The following is a 17,540-nucleotide window of genomic DNA, read 5'->3' on the forward strand; positions in this document are numbered from 1 at the left end:
GCCGAGGAGCGTATACTTAATACGTGAGCACCACAGATCTTATAAGACGACGTAGCCAATTTTTGAAGTTCATCGAGTAGATGGTTGTTCAGGATCAATTTCCGGCTCAGGTACTTTAATCAAACTTTTTCGATAAGTTTCAACAAATCTATTATGATCATTAAGATTATTAGAAAAATTATGCCCGCCTTTACCGTCAACTACAAAAAATAATGCATCCGTCTTAGCAGGTTTTACCACTGCTTCTAAAGATTTTAACGACGGACAAGAAATCGGACCGGGTGGAAAACCTTTTATATAATAAGTATTATAGGGTAGTTCTTGCAATAAATCTTTTTTTGTTAAAGCTCTTGCTAATTTAAATTTTCCTTCAGTCAAAGCATATATAGTAGTCGGATCGGCTTGTAGCTTCATATTTTTCTTTAAACGATTAATGAATACTGCTGCTATAATAGGCTTTTCTGCATTTGAGCCGGCTTCTTTTTCAATTATTGAAGCTAGCGTTAATACCTCAAGTCTAGTTTTTAACGGAGAATCTGGTGCAAGATTTTGCATTACTTTATCTAAATTAGCAGACATTAAATTTCTCATTTGATCGATTATCTGCTCTTTTTGATCACCGTAAGAAAAAAAATACGTGGAAGGCATTAAAAAACCTTCAGGTATTATCCCTTTTATTTCTCCAAGTAATCGACTTTCTTCATTAATTTTCTTTATAACCTCACTAACTACCGTACCTTCCGGTACAATTATCTTGTGTATTATAGATTTACCGCTTGCTAATATTCTTAAAGTTTGCAGAGGCGATATATTACGAGTAAACACATATTCACCGCTTTTAAGAGGTCTTTTTATAGAATAAATTTTAGCAATTACCTTAAAAATTCTCGGATATTTGATTACTTCATTAGAATAAAGTTTTGTAACTATTTGATTTACGGATAATTTAGGTTCAATAATTATCGTTTTATTTTGAGTAAGATTACCCGGCACAAAAATATAAAATATACTAAAATTTAGCAAAGTAATAAATATAGTTAGAGATACTATAACTAAAAAAAGTTTAGTTTTTAATAGGTTTTTTAACATAATAACTATTATTTTTATAAGGCTTAGAAATATTGCCACGAAATATGGTTTTTTCTTGACATTTGAAATAACATATAGTAAAACTAACTTAAAGTTTAGTTGAAGTTAAATATTTGCTAAATTTAGATTAAATAGTTTTTGCTAAATAAATCAATAGTTTTAATATTTGGTAATTAAAATATTAAAATTAGATGACTAATGAGCAACAAATTAATAACGTAAACCAATTTACTATAACAATAGTATACTCCTGTAAAATGAAAAGTTGTAATTTTTATTACAAACAAAAAATATAAATCTTTATTCATAGTTTATATTACTAGCATTAATACTGATCTTATAATGGGCATTATATATTATGATACAAGATCACAATACCGATCTAAAACACGAAGAACATAATGAAAGGTTAAAAGCTTTACAACATAAGTTAGGAAACTTATCCGGTTTCTTGACAACAATGCGTTCTGATAACAATGAAGAATACAAAAAAATTTCCAATGATTTAGAAATTTTAATGAAACAAATTAATACTATAAGAAAAAACATGGAAATATATTTTGTTATTATATTAATAATAATGTTTATTATAATTCAGAAAATGTTGTGGACCACCGGTTCAAGTACTAATCTTTCTCTTTTAACAACTTTATTTTAGGTTCTAAGAACTCCTGTTTAATAATTTCTGCAGCTATATAAGAAGGTACAGCGTCATCTCGATCACTTGATACAAGCGAATTTTCCAAGCTAAGCCTGTGCTCACGTACTTTTGTACGCCTATCTAGCTTGCCTTTAAATTCATCGTGTCTAAAGCTTTCTGAATTTAGCTGTAATCGGTTTGATTTAAATCCTAATTGCTGCAAAATTTTTTGGCTTTCTATTACCTGCTCATAAGCTTTTTTAGAATTAAATAATAACTCTTGAAGCTTATTACTAATAAGACTAGCTCGGCAATTAAATTGGATAAATTCCGGAATTATTTCTTTATCGGCTATAATATTTATTAACGTAACATATTTTATTTTTATCAATAGCCTAATGATAAGAAAACTTAAAATATTAACCTTATATGCTACAATCATAGGGGTACCGGAAGCTGCTATCTCTAAAGTATTAGTACCGGATTTTGCTAGAGCTACATCCGCAACAGCATAAGTTTTAAGTCTCTCACTTGAAAATAAATAATTAAACTTAACATCTTCTAAAAATGGTTTTATTATTGCCTCATGAGCAGGATTTGCAAGAGTAAATATAACTTTAAGATTATTACAACTCTTAAATATTTCTTCAATAGAAGAAACAAAAACCGGTAAATGCTTTAGAATCTCTCCTTTTCTGCTTCCGAGAGTAACACATAAAACTCTCTCATTCTCGTCTATTTTAAACTCTTCACGTAAAGCTATTTTATCGCTATAAAACTCCTGCTCCATAATCGGATGACCTATATATCTACAATCAAGACCGACTTTAGTAAAATATGGAGGCTCAAACGGTAGTAAAGCAAATAAACAATCATAAATTTTAGCGTATTTTACTGCTCTACCCTCTTTATATGCCCAAACTGACGGTGCAACGATATGAATCATTTTCAGCTTTGGTAAAAGTTTTCTTACCCGCTTTGCCACACGATAAGTAAACCCTGGTGAATCTATGGTAATTAATAAATCAGCTTTACTATTTATTATATCCTCCACAGTTTTATCAATTAATTTTTTAAGCTTAAAAATATGAGACAAAATTTCTACAAAACCCATTAAATTTATGGAAGTAATAGGAAATAAGCTTTTAAAGCTACCAGCTTCCTCCATATATTTGTCGCCAACACCAACAAACTGTACAGCATCATTCACAAAGCTTGATACAGGCAAATTTTTTGAGTTAAGTCTATGCTCACGTACTATTTGTACTGCTTTCGCAGACTTACTCTTAAATTCATCCTGTCTGAAGCTTTGTGAATGATGCTGTACTCCTATATTGTTTTTTAAATGTTGAATTATACGACCACCTACAAAGTCTCCTGACACCTCACCGGCTATAAAGTAAATTTTTGTCATTAAAGATAGTTATTTTTTAAGGTTCTCAATTTCTGCTTTTAATCGCTCTATTTCTTTTATAGATACTTCAGTAATCTCATGTATTTCTTCTATCGAGTTTTTTTTCATTAACATCTTTTTTGCTATTTTTATACTTTTTGTGACTTCGCCTTCTTGTATCCCTTCTTGTCTACCTTTTTTCCTCCCTTCTTCTATTCCTTTTGCCATACCTTGTTCTCTACCTTTTTCTTCAGCGGTAATCACGCTCTTTAAAGCTTTTATTCATATAGGCACAATAAATAATTTGCTCTTTAGGAGTCATCTTAAGTATATCAAGACGCTTTGCTACTTTCTTCATATATGGTGATTTAAAATCTTTCTTAACTTCAGAATGTTTTACTACATATAGCCATTCATCCAATTCATCTCTTATAACATCATTAAATAATGGTACTGATATTACAAAATATTCTGGAAATACATTACATAAATCAAATATTTTACCTCTCATATCTCCCAAAGAAAATTTCATAGGGTGTTTTTATCAACTTCTCTAAAAATAGTCTTACCGTGATATAAAGGTGCTTTCCTATTATCAAAAGGAAAATACAATAAATTAATATGAAATATTTTTTTATAGTAGAATAATCCTCGCTCTTAGAAATACTATCAACTATTAATCTACTAGAATTAAAACAAGCTTTATGCATAAAAAGATTTGTATAGGATTTATCTATTTCTACTATATATTTATGCCCTTCTTCATCTTCCACAATTACATCTGCTACGCTAGATTTTAAGCTATAATTTTCTTTATTGCTGCTACTCTCAAGTAATGCTTTTATTTTAACGGCACTATAACCGGCATCTTTAAGTATTGCCGAGATAAATCCTTCAACTATCTCGTAATCACCTTTATCCTTAAGCAAATATTTTATAGCATAATCAAAACTTATTATAGTACTCATATCTTTTATCCTTAAATCATCTTAAATATATTGCAAAAAATGAAGACAGTATACGAAGATCAACTTCAAAAAGAGCAAGGAGTCCACAAGGCGAGGAACGCAGCGTATACTTAATACGTGAGTACCGAAGCTCTTGTAGGACGACGTAGCCAATTTTTGAAGTTGATCTTCGTATACATATTATTAAATTCCATTTTACGATAGCTCAAAGCTTCAGTAATATGAATTTTCAAGACCTTATCAACATTCTCAAGATCGGCAATCGTGCGTGCTACTCTAAGTATTCGGTTATAAGCACGCATTGATAAACGAAATTTGCCGCTTCATTCAGTAAATCTCTACCTTCATCCGCAGGCATAGCGTAATCTATTAATAACTGCCCGTCTAATTTGTTATTTGTTTTAATATTATAGCCCTCATATCTCTTTTCTTGAATCAAACGCACTTTCTCGACTCTTGCAGCTATATATTCAGATTCTTCCTCAGAGTTATCTACAATCAAGTCATAATTATAAACATTAATACTAGATACTTCTATATGCAAATCAAATCTATCCATAATAGGTCCCGATACTTTCATTTGATAGTCGCTAGCACATTTTGGAGCTTTCATACATTCTTTAAAGAATCGCCTAAATAACCGCATTTACAAGGATTCATAGCTGCTATTAACTGGAAATTTGCCGGATATTTTATATGAGCGTTTAATCGGGAGATTAGTATTTCACCATTTTCAATAGGTTGTCTTAATGCATCAATAACATGCTGTGGAAATTCAGGTAGTTCATCTAAAAATAATACTCTGTTATGAACTAGCGTAATTTCTCCAGGCTTTACTTTTTTTCCGACACCGCCGCCGACCATAGCGGCAAGTGAGCATGAATGATGCGGAGTTCTGAACGGCCTTGCTTTGGTAAGTTTACCGTCTAAAAATTTTCCTGCAATACTTGTAATCGTGCTGCATTCTAAAATTTCTTTTGTAGACATTTTAGGTAGTATACTGGGAAGACAGGCAGCAAGCCTTGATTTACCGGTTCCGGGAGGACCGAACATTAAAAGGTTATGTCCACCTGATGCTGCAATTTCTAAAGCTCGTTTAGCAATTTTTTGACCTTTTATATCTTTAAAATCGGGATAATTTATTGGCTCATCTTGCAGCTTAGCTTCCGGAGGAGTTAAAACTTGTGAACCTTTAAGCGATAAGTATCGAACAAGCAATCGCAAGATCAAAATGGCTTCCTTCTTTTACTAAATCTGCCGGAGCTAAATTTATTAAAATCTTTTTAGTAGGTAGTGCAAGCCCTATAGAAGATAACGCTGCTTTAACTCGTTCTTTTGATTCAGCTATAGTTTTATCGGCAAGCCCTACTAAAAGCAGGGATACCCGGTGATATTTGTACCTGCACGTCAACATCAATAATATCAATTCCATTAAACGTTAGACTTGCTATATGAATTATCATGAAATTTTTCTTAAAATACCATTTTGGTAGGTTGTAGATGTTATTGCATGGATACTAAAGTCGTCATTGCGAGCAGTCGTAGATCTACGTGGCAATCTCATGAAATAATAACAAACTCCTGAGATTGCTTCGTCAATTACTTACGTAATTTCCTCGCAATGACGAAAAATAACAATCTTAGCCCAACCATTAATTGAAAAATTATACTATAGAACAAACTTAGCTAAGTCAAGATTAGTCATTATTTTTGATAATTGATTTTCTACGAATTTATCATCGATAGTTATTTTTTTGTTTTTCATTTCGCTAGCTTCAAAGCTTATATCCTCAAGCAAATTCTCAAGTATAGTATGCAGCCTTCTAGCCCCTATATCTTCGACTTCTAAATTAACGGTGATCGCATAATCCGCTATCTTTTCAATAGCAGAAGCAGCAAATTCAAGATGCACGTCTTCAGTACCTATTAACGCCGAATATTGCTTTATTAAACTAGTTTCAGGCTCAAGCAATATTTTAATCATATCATCTTTGGTAAGCGAATTTAATTCTACTCTCATCGGTAATCTTCCTTGTAACTCCGGTAATAAATCAGAAGGTTTAGCAATATGGAAAGCACCGGAAGCAATAAATAATATATGATCGGTTTTAACCGGTCCATATTTAGTATTAACCGTCGTTCCCTCTATCAAAGGTAGCAAATCTCTTTGCACTCCCTCTCTACTTATTTCGGCATTTTTTGCTCCGTAACTACCGGTCGAAGCTATTTTATCAATTTCGTCAATAAAAACTATCCCGTCATTTTCAGCTAAATTTATAGCTTGCTGAATAATTTTTTCTTGGTCTATTAATTTTTCTGATTCCTCAGGTATAATAATAGCCATAGCATCTTTAACTAGCATTTTTTTTGTTTTAGTCTTACTGCTACCAAGGGCTCGTCCAATCATATCGCCAAGATTAAGAATGCCCATAGATGCTCCCGGCATGCCCGGTATTTCAAAACTTCCACCGCCGACAGGTGTAGTATCAGCTACACTAATTTCAATTTCCGTATCATCAAGTTCGCCGTTTAAAATTTTTTCTTTGAACTTTTCTCTAGTCTCACTACTAGAAGTTTTACCTACTAAACTATCTAATATTCTCTCTATCGCTTTCTCACGGGCATTAATATCTACTTCTGTTTTTGCTAAAGTTTTTTCAGTATTAACGGCTATTTCGACTAAATCACGAATTATTGATTCTACATCACGCCCTACATATCCGACTTCGGTAAATTTAGTTGCTTCTATTTTATAGAAAGGAGAATTAGTCAGCTTTGCAAGGCGTCTTGCTATTTCCGTTTTCCCGACACCGGTTGAACCAATCATTAAAATATTTTTCGGTACTATTTCATTACGTAAATTACCTTCTACTCTTTTACGACGACAACGATTTCTAAGTGCAATAGCAACGACTTTTTTGGCCTTTTCTTGACCTACGATAAACCTATTAAGTTCATTAACTATTTGAGAAGGGGTAAGCCCCATAGGGTCTTTTTTATAAGTAGTTTTAGTAGCTTTCATACAACTTTTTCCATTATAATATTATGATTAGAAAATACACACAAATCTGCAGCTATATTCATAGATTTTAAAGCAATTTCTTCAGCAGTTAAATTATTCTCGTAAGACATTAGAGCGCGAGCGGCAGATAGTGCAAATAAACCGCCTGAACCTATTGCTGCAACATTATTTTCAGGCTCTACGACATCACCGTTACCGGTTAAAATTAATATATGACTACGATCAGCAACAATCATCATTGCTTCCAAACGTCTCAAATATTTATCGCTACGCCAATCTTTTGCAAGCTCAACTGCACTTCTAAGTAGATTATGCTTATGTTGCTCTATCCTTACTTCAAGTTTTTCAAATAACGCAAGACCATCAGCCGTAGAACCCGCAAAACCGGCAATAATTTTATTATTTGCTATAGTCCGAAGTTTTCGTGCTGTAGATTTTAGTACGGTATTACCATGCGAGACTTGTCCATCTGCTGCTATAATTATTTCTTCGTTCTTTTTTAAACAAAGTATTGTTGTGCCGTGTAAGGCTAAATTGTCTGACATAATATAAAATTTATTGATATTAAGTTGTTAATTAAGTACTATATAGTATTAGAATTACTCCTAAATAAATGAAGAGTTATTATACTTCGACACAACTTCAAAAAGAGCTAGGAGTTCAAAGTCCTCGGAACGGAGCGTATACTTAATATAGTTCGTACCGCAGCTCTTGTAGAACGATGTAGCCAATTTTTGAAGTATCAAAGGTATACTTGACTGAGTCAATTTAATTAATAATTATTGTCCCTTGAATTTTCAAGGTTTAAACTTAAATAATGAATATATACGCAATATACATTAACTCCACACAAAAAAATAATAATTTTATTGTTATTGAAGAAGGCTTTTCATGGATAGCTGCTCTTTTAAGTATATTTTGGGCATTATACCATAAAATGTGGTTAGTTGTTGCTATTGCCGTAATAGCGAATATAATCGTTACGGAGATTAATATCGAAGAGTTAAAGTTTATATTTAAGATAGTCTTAATATTAGGCTTCGGCTTTTTTGCTTCAGATATTAGAGAAAATTATTTAAAAAGAAATAATTACCGACTAGAAGATATAATAATTGCCAACTCTAGAATTGAAGCTGAATTAAAATTTCTAAAACGTAATATACTCGTTTAATGAATAGAAAAATGTCCTTAATGTCATTCCTAGCTAAAAGCAAATGAGTGTCAACTTAAGGATCGATGTCATACCCGCATGGCATTGTTGCGTGGATCGATTTTTCCGTCATTGCGAGGAAAAATTGAAATTTTGACGAAGCAATCTCAGGAGTTTGTTATTATTTCATGAGATCGCCACGCAGTCTACGACTGCTCGCAATGACGATTAGGTGTCTACGCAGGAATGACATAAACGAGCCATGCAATAAAGCTTTTAACAGGAATAAAATGATGTATAACAAAGAAAATGTTTTTGCAAAAATCATAGGTAAAAATCTTCCGGCAGAAATAATTTATGAAGACGAACAAATTTTAGCATTCAAAGATATAGCACCCGTAGCACCTGTACATATTATCGTTATACCTAAAAACGAATATATAGATTATGCCGATTTTATCTCTAAAGCTTTTATAGACGAAATAAAACATTTTTTTGCTAAAATTTCTGATATAGCAAATGAAGCGGGTTTAGATAAAGACGGTTATCGTTTAATAACTAATAAAGGCGAGAAATCGGGACAAACTATTTTTCATTTCCATTTCCATATTATCGGCGGTGAAAAACTCATCGGATTAATAAATAAAAATGACTGAAAAATACAATATTGCAGTAATTGGAGCTACAGGAAATGTAGGGCGTGAAACTTTAAACATTCTAGCTGAGCGTAATTTCCCCATTAATAAAGTTTATGCTATAGCTTCAGATAGCTCTCTAGGGCGGGAAGTAAGCTTTGGAGAAAAAATACTACAAATTAATAGTTTAAAAAATTTAAATTTTGACGATATCGATATTGCTTTTTTTTGTGCAGGTTCAGAAGTTTCAAAAGAATTTATACCAAAAGCTACTGCTAGTAATTGTGTAGTTATCGACAAATCCTCACTTTTTAGAGTTGACGATCAAGTACCGTTAATTGTACCTGAGGTTAATTTATCAACACTTAAAGAGTTTAATACTAAAAATATCATAGCTAACCCTAACTGTATAGTAATTCCGCTTGCAGTAGCATTAAAACCGCTAGATAATGAAATAAAGATTAAAAGAGTAGTGATATCTACTTATCAATCAGTATCAGGAGCAGGTAAAGCAGGAATGGACGAACTCTACGACCAAACAAAATCTAAATATGTTTTTGGAGAGAATGATACTAAGAAATTTCCAAAACAGATTGCATTTAATCTTTTTCCTCATATAGGTGATTTAAATAAAGATGGCTATACAAGTGAAGAAGCAAAAATTGCTTTTGAACTAAACAAAATTATAGGTAATCACTTTAAAGCTAGCGTTACTTCTGTTAGAGTACCGGTATTTATCGGTCATTCTATATCGGTTAACATAGAATTTAACGACAAAATTGATGCCAAAGAAGTTGAAGAAATATTACAAGATGCCGATGGAATTGTTACAATTTCTAATAATAATGACCTTGCTTATATCTCACCCGTTGAAGTGGTAGGCGAAGATGCCGTATATGTCTCCCGCATTAGAAATGACGTAAGTAAACCTAATACGATAAATCTATGGATCACATGTGATAACTTACGTAAAGGAGCAGCTTTAAACAGCGTCCAAATTGCTGAAGAACTAATTAATAATTATTTATAATATAACTAATATGGATAATAAAAATAATAATCTAAATAAAAAAAACCCGCTAGTAATAGCATTAGGCGAATGTAGAACAGCTTTTTGGATAGTCTTTTGGTTTGCTTTTGTAATTAACTTACTAATGTTAATTACTCCTCTTTACTCACTACAAGTTCTTGATAGAGTCCTTGGAAGCGGTAATCTACAAACATTATTATTTTTATCAATAATAATCGCATATATTTATTTTGTTTATGGATTATTACAAATTGCCCGTTCTTTTACACTTATAAAGGTAGGAGAATGGCTTGATAGAACAGTAGCTCCCGTAATTTTTGCTTCTTCAATTTCTGCAGCTGCAACACGAGCAAATATGGGTTCTAGCCAATTATTACGTGATTTTCAAGCCGTCAAAACATTCCTAACAAGTACCGGAATTAATACCTTATTCGATGCCCCTTGGAGCCTTATCTATATTGCGGTTATTTTTTCAATTCATCCATATATCGGTCTTATTACCGTTTTTGGAGCAATTATAATAGTTTCAACCGCTTTCTTTAACGCTGCAGCTACTAATAAAACGCTCGGTGAAGCTACCGAATTTTCGATAAAAGGTATGACACAAGCCGATATTGCAAACAGAAATGCAGAAGCAATTGAAGCAATGGGAATGATGAAGAATATTACAAAAAATTGGCATAAATTTAACATATTAGCACTTGATAAGCAATCGGTTGCTAGCTATCGTAACGGTGTTATTTCTAACTTTTCAAGGTTTATTCGTAATATAATGCAAATGGCTGTTACCGGAGTCGGTGCTTACATTGTTGTAAAATCTCATAGTGCAGATATGACTCCCGGTAATATGATTATGAGTTCTATCATAGTCGGTAGAGCTCTTGCTCCTTTCGATAATGCTATTGATTTATGGAAAAGTATGAGCGGTGCTATTAAATCATACAAAAACATTAATAATTTATTTAACACTTATTCTTCTAGAGACGAAGCGATGCCAATTCCGAACGTTGATGGTCATCTTACTGTTGAAAATATTTATTATGCTCACCCTATACCGGAACATTTACCGCAACCTCCCGTACCGGAATATATCTTAAAAGGCGTTAGTTTTGTAGTACAACCGGGCGAAGTTTTAGCAATTATCGGTCCTTCAGCTACAGGAAAATCAACTTTAGCTAAAATCATAGTCGGGGTATGGAAAGAATCATCAGGTTCCGTACGTTTAGATAGTGCTGAAATTTATCGTTGGAATAGAGAAGATTTCGGTAGACATGTCGGCTATCTTCCTCAAGGAATAGAACTTTTTAGCGGTAGTATTAAACAAAATATAGCTAGAATGGAAGAAGATGCCGATCCACAAAAAGTTATTGAAGCAGCTAAAATAGCCGGAGCTCATGAAATGATATTAAGATTTCCTGATGGTTATGATTCTGATATCGGTCCTGCAGGCTCTAATCTATCAGGTGGTCAAAGACAACGTATCGGGCTTGCTAGAGCTTTTTACGGTAATCCAAAACTCATCATTTTAGATGAGCCTAATGCTAATTTAGATGAAGCAGGTGAAGTTGCCCTTGCAAGTGCCTTAAAACAAGCAAAACTTAAAGGAATAGCAGTTCTTGTAATTTCACATAGACCATCCGTATTATCCGTTGTTGATAAAATTCTAATATTACAGGATGGAGCCGTTGCAGTTTACGGAACGGAAGAAGAGATTCAAAAACACTTTAAAACTTTAACTTTAAAAAGCGGTACAATTCATATTAATAACTAAAGTGTCATATCAAAATAAGTTTAATTGTCATACCGTGGCCCCGCCACAGTATCCAGAAACAACTTAAAATACTAATAATTTCCTGGATCCCGTGAATAAATCACGGGATGACAGAGGAGAATAATGATTAAATATTATGCAGGACTTAAAACACAATAAACCTCAAATTACTCCGGAACAATTAAAACAATTATTGTCCTTAAGAGAAGATGCGTTAAATCTTAAAGGTCAGAGTTCTAAACGTAAAGCTTTAATAAACACTACATTAAAGAAAATCTCTCATGCTATAGAATTCTTATTAGTAAAACTTGATAGGTTTGTTAATTTTATTACCAAGAAAACCGATAAAGATCGTAATAACGTAGCCCAAGCTGCAAGATCACCTATACTTTTCGGTATTTATGTTATTATCTTTTTAGTATTAATAGGCGGATTATGGTCGGCTCTTGCTCCGCTTGATAGCGGTGCTGTAGCTGTCGGTATCGTAATACCAAGCACAAATAAAAAAACGATTCAACATCATGAAGGCGGAATAATCAATGCTATTTATGTTAAGCAAGGTGATAAAGTCAAAGAAGGCGATAAATTAATAGAACTTGAAGAAACTAGAATAAAAAGCGAACATGAAAATATTCTTGGTCAGTACCGTAATTTTTTAGCAACTGAAAATCGTTTAATTGCCGAACGTGATAATTTAGAACAAATCGAATTCTCTGATTTTCTAATGCAGGATATAAATTTACCGGAAGTAGCTAAAATAATTCATACACAGGAAAATTTATTTAGATCTAGAAAAGAAGTATATAACTCAGAGAAAGATGCATTACATCAAAATATTGCTCAACTTGAGAAAAAAATTGAAGGTTTAGAAGCAAAAAAAGTTGCCGCCTCCAAGACTGCTGAAGTTTATCAAGACCGTTTAAAAGCTTTAAGAACGTTAAAAGAAAAAGGCTTTGTACAAAAAGCAGCCTTATTAGACCAAGAGGCAAAAGTTGCCGCTTCAAAAAGCGATGTTGCAACAACTGAAGCCGAAATAGCAGGAATACGCCATGCTATTACCGAAACTCAAATTAAAATTATAAATCAACAAAATAAATACACTGAACGGACTTTAACCGAGCTTCGTGAAGCTCAAGTACAAACAGCATCTCTTAAAGAAAAATATAATTCCCTGACGGATTCGCTTAATCGTGTGATAATCAGATCACCTGTTGACGGTATAGTTAATAATTTAAAATATCATACAATAGGCGGTGTTATAAGTCACGGACAACCTATTATGGAAATTTCGCCAATTAATGACCCATTAATAATAGAAGCAAAGGTATCTCAAAAAAACATTGACTCAGTACATGAGGGATTAGTTGCAAAAATACGTTTCAGTGCATTTAAATCAAGAACAACTCCAACATTTACCGGTAAAGTAGTAAGCATATCTCCCGATATAGTACAAGATGAAAGACAGCATCCGGGACAACAGCAAGATAATTATTATGTTGCAAGAGTTGAAATCGATATGGATGAATTTAACAAAGTTGCTAAAGTTAAAAATCTTGAATTACACCCCGGTATGCAAGCTGAGGTACAAATCGTAACAGGTACTAGAACACTACTTAGATATTTACTTGATCCCGTTACTGATACTGCATTTAAAGCTTTCAGAGAAAAATAGATAATTTGAAAATTTTAGGTTAGATAACTTTACGGAACCTAGATATTTTCAATTTTTATTAAAAATTATTAATTTTTATTGACTTTAAACCAAAAAAGTATAACTATATTTGTAATCTAATTAATTATATAAGGTTATGTTAGGCTATGAAAAAGAACAAAGAAGTTTAAATAAAGAACAAAAACAAGCTGTCGGATTACTTTCTATAGGTACATTTCTAGAGTATTTTGACCTTATGCTTTATGTGCATATGGCGGTGCTTTTAAATAATTTATTTTTTCTGGAATATGATTCTTTCACTTTTTCGTTGCTTACTGCCTTTTCTTTCTGTTCTACCTATTTGCTAAGACCTATAGGAGCATTAATATTTGGGTATATAGGCGATCATTTTGGCCGTAAGATTGTAGTTGTTTTAACTACCCTATTAATGGCTATTACTTGTGTGATTATAGGCAGCATGCCAACATATGCACAGATAGGTATAACAGCCTCTTGGGTTCTTACTATATGTCGTATAATTCAAGGTATGTCGGCAACTGCAGAAGCACGAGGTGCAGAGCTGTATTTAACCGAAAATTCATCTCCTCCTATACAATATCCATTAGTAGCAATTATAACCGTATTTTCTGCCGTAGGCACGACGGTAGCACTAGGTATTGCATCAATTTTTACTAATCAAAATATTTATCACCATGAATCAAGTTGGCGTATAGCCTTTTTCGTTGGTGCAACTATCGCTTTTGTAGGTACTATTGCAAGGACTAGTTTAAAAGAAGCAGATGCATTTTCAAATAAAAGAAACAAATTAAAACTAAGACTTCAAGAAAATAATATTATGTTTGAAGAAATTGACAAAGATATTCTAGATCAAAAAGTTCCAAACGCCACTTCTATTTGGTATTTCTTTATCCAGTGTGCTAGACCACCGTGTTTTTATTTCGTGTATATATATTGCGGTGATATATTAAAAAGAGAATGCGGATTTACTCCGAATCAAATTATAAATCAAAATTTTTGGGTATCTATAATAGATTTACTCGGTATTATCGGTCTTGCATTTATTAGCTATAAAATTCATCCTTTAAAAATCCTAAAGGTAAAATTATATCTATTTTTTACCTCTCTCATTTTTTTTCCTATAATATTAAATTATAACCCTATGCCTTTATATATTTTTATTTTTCAATGTTTAGCTGCATTATTCGTATTTGATCACGTACCGGCATCTCCTATATTTTATAAGTATTTTCCGGTTTTTAAGAGATTTACATATACTAGTATGCTAAGTGCAATAGCAAAATTATTTACTTATATTATAACGTCATTTGGTTTAGTTTATATTACCAATTATCTAGGATATTGGGGATTATTTTTAATTTTCATTCCGGTAGGTATAACTTTCTTCATGGGAGTAACTTATTTTGAAAGAATGGAAAAGAATCGAAATTTTTAATTTTATTAAAAGTAGAATTTATATTAAACTTTAAATTATTTTTATAACATTCAGCATATATAACCTCTGAAACTAAAGATATTTCAAGTATTTCACTTAACACTAAAAAGCTTCTTAATGTCTCTTTAATTATTTTATGAGCTTTTTTAGGCGATTTTGCTTCTAAAGTTTGTAAATTATGTATTCTATCAAAAAGTTTTATAAGAGCAGTATCGTATCTTTTTTGTTTAATTAATAAAACAAGACTTTTCTCGCTACTTATTTTTCCACAAGGTTTAATTCTAGTTAGACCTTCTACATGCCTTGCTACTTCTTCATCAAAAATGTTGCTAATCATTTCTTCAGTAAGTTCAGTATCTTCAATAGTGTCATGAAGTAATGCAGCTTGTAGCATTCTAAAAGTAAAGAGTTTAGGCACTTCTTTTGCTACAAATTCCGCTACCATAATTGTTACTGCGATTGGATGAGAATAATAAGGGTCACCCGATTGACGCATTTGCTCACCATGATATTTACGAGCATAATAAATACCTTTTTTAACTTCTCTAATATCGATAGGTTGTTTTACTTGGGTATTTAAAAATAAAAGCCTTTCGATTAATTTATCTGAATATTTACAGCTTTCAAAATTTTTTTCCCAATATTCTATATCTTTCATAAAATCTCCTAATTCTATATATTATTTTATTGGTTCTCTTATGATTATCTTTTATATTTTCTTTTTAAAATCCAATTATTATTTATTAAAAATCTCTATATTTAATAATTTTTCTATTTTTAATGCTAAAAAATAACTATATATTATAGTTTTTTATAAAGGTTTACATGTCATCCTTAACTATCACCTACATTTTTCTCATTACAACAATCTTAATATCTTTATTTTGTCGTGATAAAAGACCTGCATATTTAGGCATAGGCATTACAGTTTTAGCCGCTTTATTCAAGGCGTAATAAATATTATAGGAGTTGGGACTTTATCTATTTTTGCTGCTATTACCTATGCCTATTCTAATTTACAGTTAAATAAAGTACTAAAAACCTTATTATTTATATTAATCTCCCTTTGTTTTACTTTATTTGCTTTTCATAAAGTTCCGGGATTTTTTAATATACTTGCTATTAATAAAGTACAGTTATCGGAATTATCCATACCGTTTTCTATGTATCTAAATTTTGATAAGGTAATGCCGGCTTTAATAATTTTCTCTATCAGTGATTTATATATTAGACATCTTTCTAGACCAGCTTATAGAGAGGAATTTAAAGAAGACACAGAACGCAGCACCGCAGCGTATATAGAAATACGTGAGGATGCGAGTACCGGAATTACCTCTAGAAGCGAAGTTGGGAAAGATGTCTTTAGAAAAACAAGAGAGTAGCGGCACTGTAAAATACACATTACTATTTTTATTACTGTGTATAATAATTATTATGGTTCTATCTTTAATAAGCGGTTACGTAAAATACCAAGCATATTACCGATATGGGCAATTAATAATTTCTTTCTTGTTTGTATGGCTAAGGAAGGTATTCTTTCAAGGGTTTTTACAAAACATTACAAAATCTTTTACCGAAACAGCAAATTTTAGCTGTTATAGCTAGACCATAGGAAAAGGTACAGTTAAATAAACTTTAGTACGTGTTCTACAGCCATACTGATATCTTTGAATTGCCCCGTAACTTTTCTTATTTCGTTCTTAATCTTAAACCAATAATGTTCTATAGGATTTAAGTCTGGGCTATATGTAGGTAAGAATAAAATTCTGCACCCAACCGACTCGATTAATTCTCTTATTATATTATTCTTATGGAAGTTGATATTATCCATAATTACTGTTTGTCCAGGATGTAATTCTTTAGTTAATATAGTCTCTACATAGGTTGTAAATATTTCTTTATTACAATTTCCTTCAAATATTACTGGCGCTATAATTTGATTATTACGAAGCCCCGCTATCATACTGATCCTGGATTTATGTTGATACACTTTGTTTCCATAACATCTAGTACCTTTTATACTCCATCCATATTCTCTACAAACATTATCTTCTATTCCTGACTCATCAATGAATACTAGAGTTTCTTTAGAAATTTGCTGTATCTTTTCTATAAATTCATTCCTTAAACCAATATCCCTTTTGGGATGAAGATGACTTTTTTTTATAAGTGTAGCCTAGTAGTTTTCTATAGTAATTTATTCTAGTTCTTTGTAATCTATTACCTAGTATAATACTTAATTCTTTAGCTGTTTTATCATGATTATTGATAATTAATTCTTCAAATTCTTATGTACCTATTTACTATGGTCTAGCTATATTATAGCATCTTTAATATTTGGGGTCAACACAATTTTCAAGGCGGGCTATATATAGCTTTAAGCACTATATGCGGTTTTTTCTATGGTTATGCATATTATAAACAGGCTATGCTCTATGATAGTCCATTTTGGTCTAAATCTATGCCATTTATTGTTATTTACTTATCCTGCTCTTAAAACTTTGTGAAATAAATCTAATTTTAACAGACAAAGTTATAGAGTTTTTTTATTTAACCCCGATTATGGATAAGGAATAGAGAGGAAGGAAGGTTGCAAGAGTTATTAAACCTTATATAAATAGGGCACTGAAGGAGCAAAATAAAGGTTTAATAACATGTGTAAATATACTACAATATTTTGTATAGTAGATAAATTTTGTAAAATTTATGAGAAATGG

The 17,540-nt window shown here is 31.8% G+C and carries 15 protein-coding genes and 3 pseudogenes; 8 read left to right on the forward strand and 10 right to left on the reverse strand.

What is annotated here, in order from left to right; genetic code table 11:
• Positions 1-69: 69 nt before the first annotated feature.
• A complete protein-coding gene (gene mltG / locus RMONA_RS04005) occupies positions 70-1,089 on the reverse strand; it encodes an endolytic transglycosylase MltG (RefSeq protein ID WP_023507762.1) in 1,020 nt (339 codons plus the stop codon).
• 358 nt (positions 1,090-1,447) lie between these two features.
• On the opposite strand from mltG, the gene RMONA_RS04010 reads away from it, so the two are divergent.
• A complete protein-coding gene (locus RMONA_RS04010; protein ID WP_023507763.1) occupies positions 1,448-1,747 on the forward strand; it encodes a hypothetical protein in 300 nt (99 codons plus the stop codon).
• Here RMONA_RS04010 and lpxB read toward each other — a convergent pair.
• From lpxB to hslV, 7 genes and pseudogenes are all read right to left on the reverse strand, one after another.
• Positions 1,716-3,143 (reverse strand): lipid-A-disaccharide synthase, encoded by a 1,428-nt coding sequence (lpxB, locus tag RMONA_RS04015; protein ID WP_023507764.1) that lies wholly within the window; start codon positions 3,141-3,143, stop codon positions 1,716-1,718. The genes RMONA_RS04010 and lpxB overlap by 32 nt on opposite strands.
• 9 nt (positions 3,144-3,152) lie before the next feature.
• Positions 3,153-3,386, reverse strand: coding sequence for an RpnC/YadD family protein (locus tag RMONA_RS09245; protein WP_023507765.1), 234 nt, complete (start codon positions 3,384-3,386; stop codon positions 3,153-3,155).
• On the reverse strand, positions 3,373-3,633 hold the full coding sequence (locus RMONA_RS04025) for a hypothetical protein (RefSeq protein WP_037231374.1): 261 nt from the start codon (positions 3,631-3,633) through the stop codon (positions 3,373-3,375). The genes RMONA_RS09245 and RMONA_RS04025 overlap by 14 nt, the downstream gene beginning before the upstream one ends.
• Complete coding sequence (locus tag RMONA_RS08300) at positions 3,623-4,090, reverse strand: PD-(D/E)XK nuclease family transposase (protein ID WP_023507767.1); 468 nt, start codon at positions 4,088-4,090, stop codon at positions 3,623-3,625. Before RMONA_RS08300 ends, RMONA_RS04025 begins: the two co-directional genes overlap by 11 nt.
• 110 nt (positions 4,091-4,200) lie before the next feature.
• Positions 4,201-5,553 (reverse strand): annotated as a pseudogene (locus RMONA_RS10335) (YifB family Mg chelatase-like AAA ATPase).
• Positions 5,554-5,759: 206 nt separating this feature from the next.
• Positions 5,760-7,112: an ATP-dependent protease ATPase subunit HslU gene (gene hslU, locus RMONA_RS04050; RefSeq protein ID WP_023507768.1), complete on the reverse strand. Its 1,353-nt coding sequence runs from the start codon at positions 7,110-7,112 to the stop codon at positions 5,760-5,762.
• Positions 7,109-7,657 (reverse strand): ATP-dependent protease subunit HslV, encoded by a 549-nt coding sequence (gene hslV, locus RMONA_RS04055; RefSeq protein ID WP_008580094.1) that lies wholly within the window; start codon positions 7,655-7,657, stop codon positions 7,109-7,111. The genes hslU and hslV overlap by 4 nt, the downstream gene beginning before the upstream one ends.
• 272 nt (positions 7,658-7,929) lie before the next feature.
• Between hslV and RMONA_RS04060 the strand changes: the two genes are divergently transcribed.
• From RMONA_RS04060 to RMONA_RS04085, 6 genes are all read left to right on the forward strand, one after another.
• Positions 7,930-8,283, forward strand: a complete 354-nt coding sequence (locus tag RMONA_RS04060) for a DUF2628 domain-containing protein (RefSeq protein WP_023507769.1) — start codon at positions 7,930-7,932, stop codon at positions 8,281-8,283.
• A gap of 272 nt (positions 8,284-8,555) precedes the next feature.
• Positions 8,556-8,918, forward strand: a complete 363-nt coding sequence (locus RMONA_RS04065) for an HIT domain-containing protein (RefSeq protein ID WP_037231381.1) — start codon at positions 8,556-8,558, stop codon at positions 8,916-8,918.
• The gene (gene asd, locus RMONA_RS04070; protein WP_023507771.1) at positions 8,911-9,927 is read left to right on the forward strand and encodes an aspartate-semialdehyde dehydrogenase; all 1,017 of its coding nucleotides are present in this window, start codon (positions 8,911-8,913) and stop codon (positions 9,925-9,927) included. The genes RMONA_RS04065 and asd overlap by 8 nt, the downstream gene beginning before the upstream one ends.
• A gap of 10 nt (positions 9,928-9,937) precedes the next feature.
• Positions 9,938-11,698, forward strand: coding sequence for a type I secretion system permease/ATPase (locus RMONA_RS04075; RefSeq protein WP_023507772.1), 1,761 nt, complete (start codon positions 9,938-9,940; stop codon positions 11,696-11,698).
• A gap of 136 nt (positions 11,699-11,834) precedes the next feature.
• On the forward strand, positions 11,835-13,370 hold the full coding sequence (locus tag RMONA_RS04080) for an HlyD family type I secretion periplasmic adaptor subunit (protein ID WP_023507773.1): 1,536 nt from the start codon (positions 11,835-11,837) through the stop codon (positions 13,368-13,370).
• A 136-nt stretch (positions 13,371-13,506) separates the two neighbouring features.
• Positions 13,507-14,823, forward strand: coding sequence for an MFS transporter (locus RMONA_RS04085; protein WP_023507774.1), 1,317 nt, complete (start codon positions 13,507-13,509; stop codon positions 14,821-14,823).
• On the opposite strand, the gene RMONA_RS04090 is transcribed toward RMONA_RS04085, so the two are convergent.
• A complete protein-coding gene (locus RMONA_RS04090) occupies positions 14,774-15,481 on the reverse strand; it encodes an HD domain-containing protein (protein WP_023507775.1) in 708 nt (235 codons plus the stop codon). The genes RMONA_RS04085 and RMONA_RS04090 overlap by 50 nt on opposite strands.
• A gap of 553 nt (positions 15,482-16,034) precedes the next feature.
• On the opposite strand from RMONA_RS04090, the pseudogene RMONA_RS10340 reads away from it, so the two are divergent.
• Positions 16,035-16,189, forward strand: a pseudogene (locus RMONA_RS10340) (palindromic element RPE1 domain-containing protein); the annotation flags it as partial.
• Between the two features lie 258 nt (positions 16,190-16,447).
• Here RMONA_RS10340 and RMONA_RS04100 read toward each other — a convergent pair.
• Positions 16,448-17,111: pseudogene (locus RMONA_RS04100) on the reverse strand (IS630 family transposase); the annotation flags it as partial.
• Positions 17,112-17,540 lie beyond the last annotated feature (429 nt).

The sequence above is a fragment of the Rickettsia monacensis genome (genome assembly GCF_000499665.2).
In the GTDB taxonomy this organism is placed as follows: Bacteria; Pseudomonadota; Alphaproteobacteria; order Rickettsiales; family Rickettsiaceae; genus Rickettsia; species Rickettsia tamurae.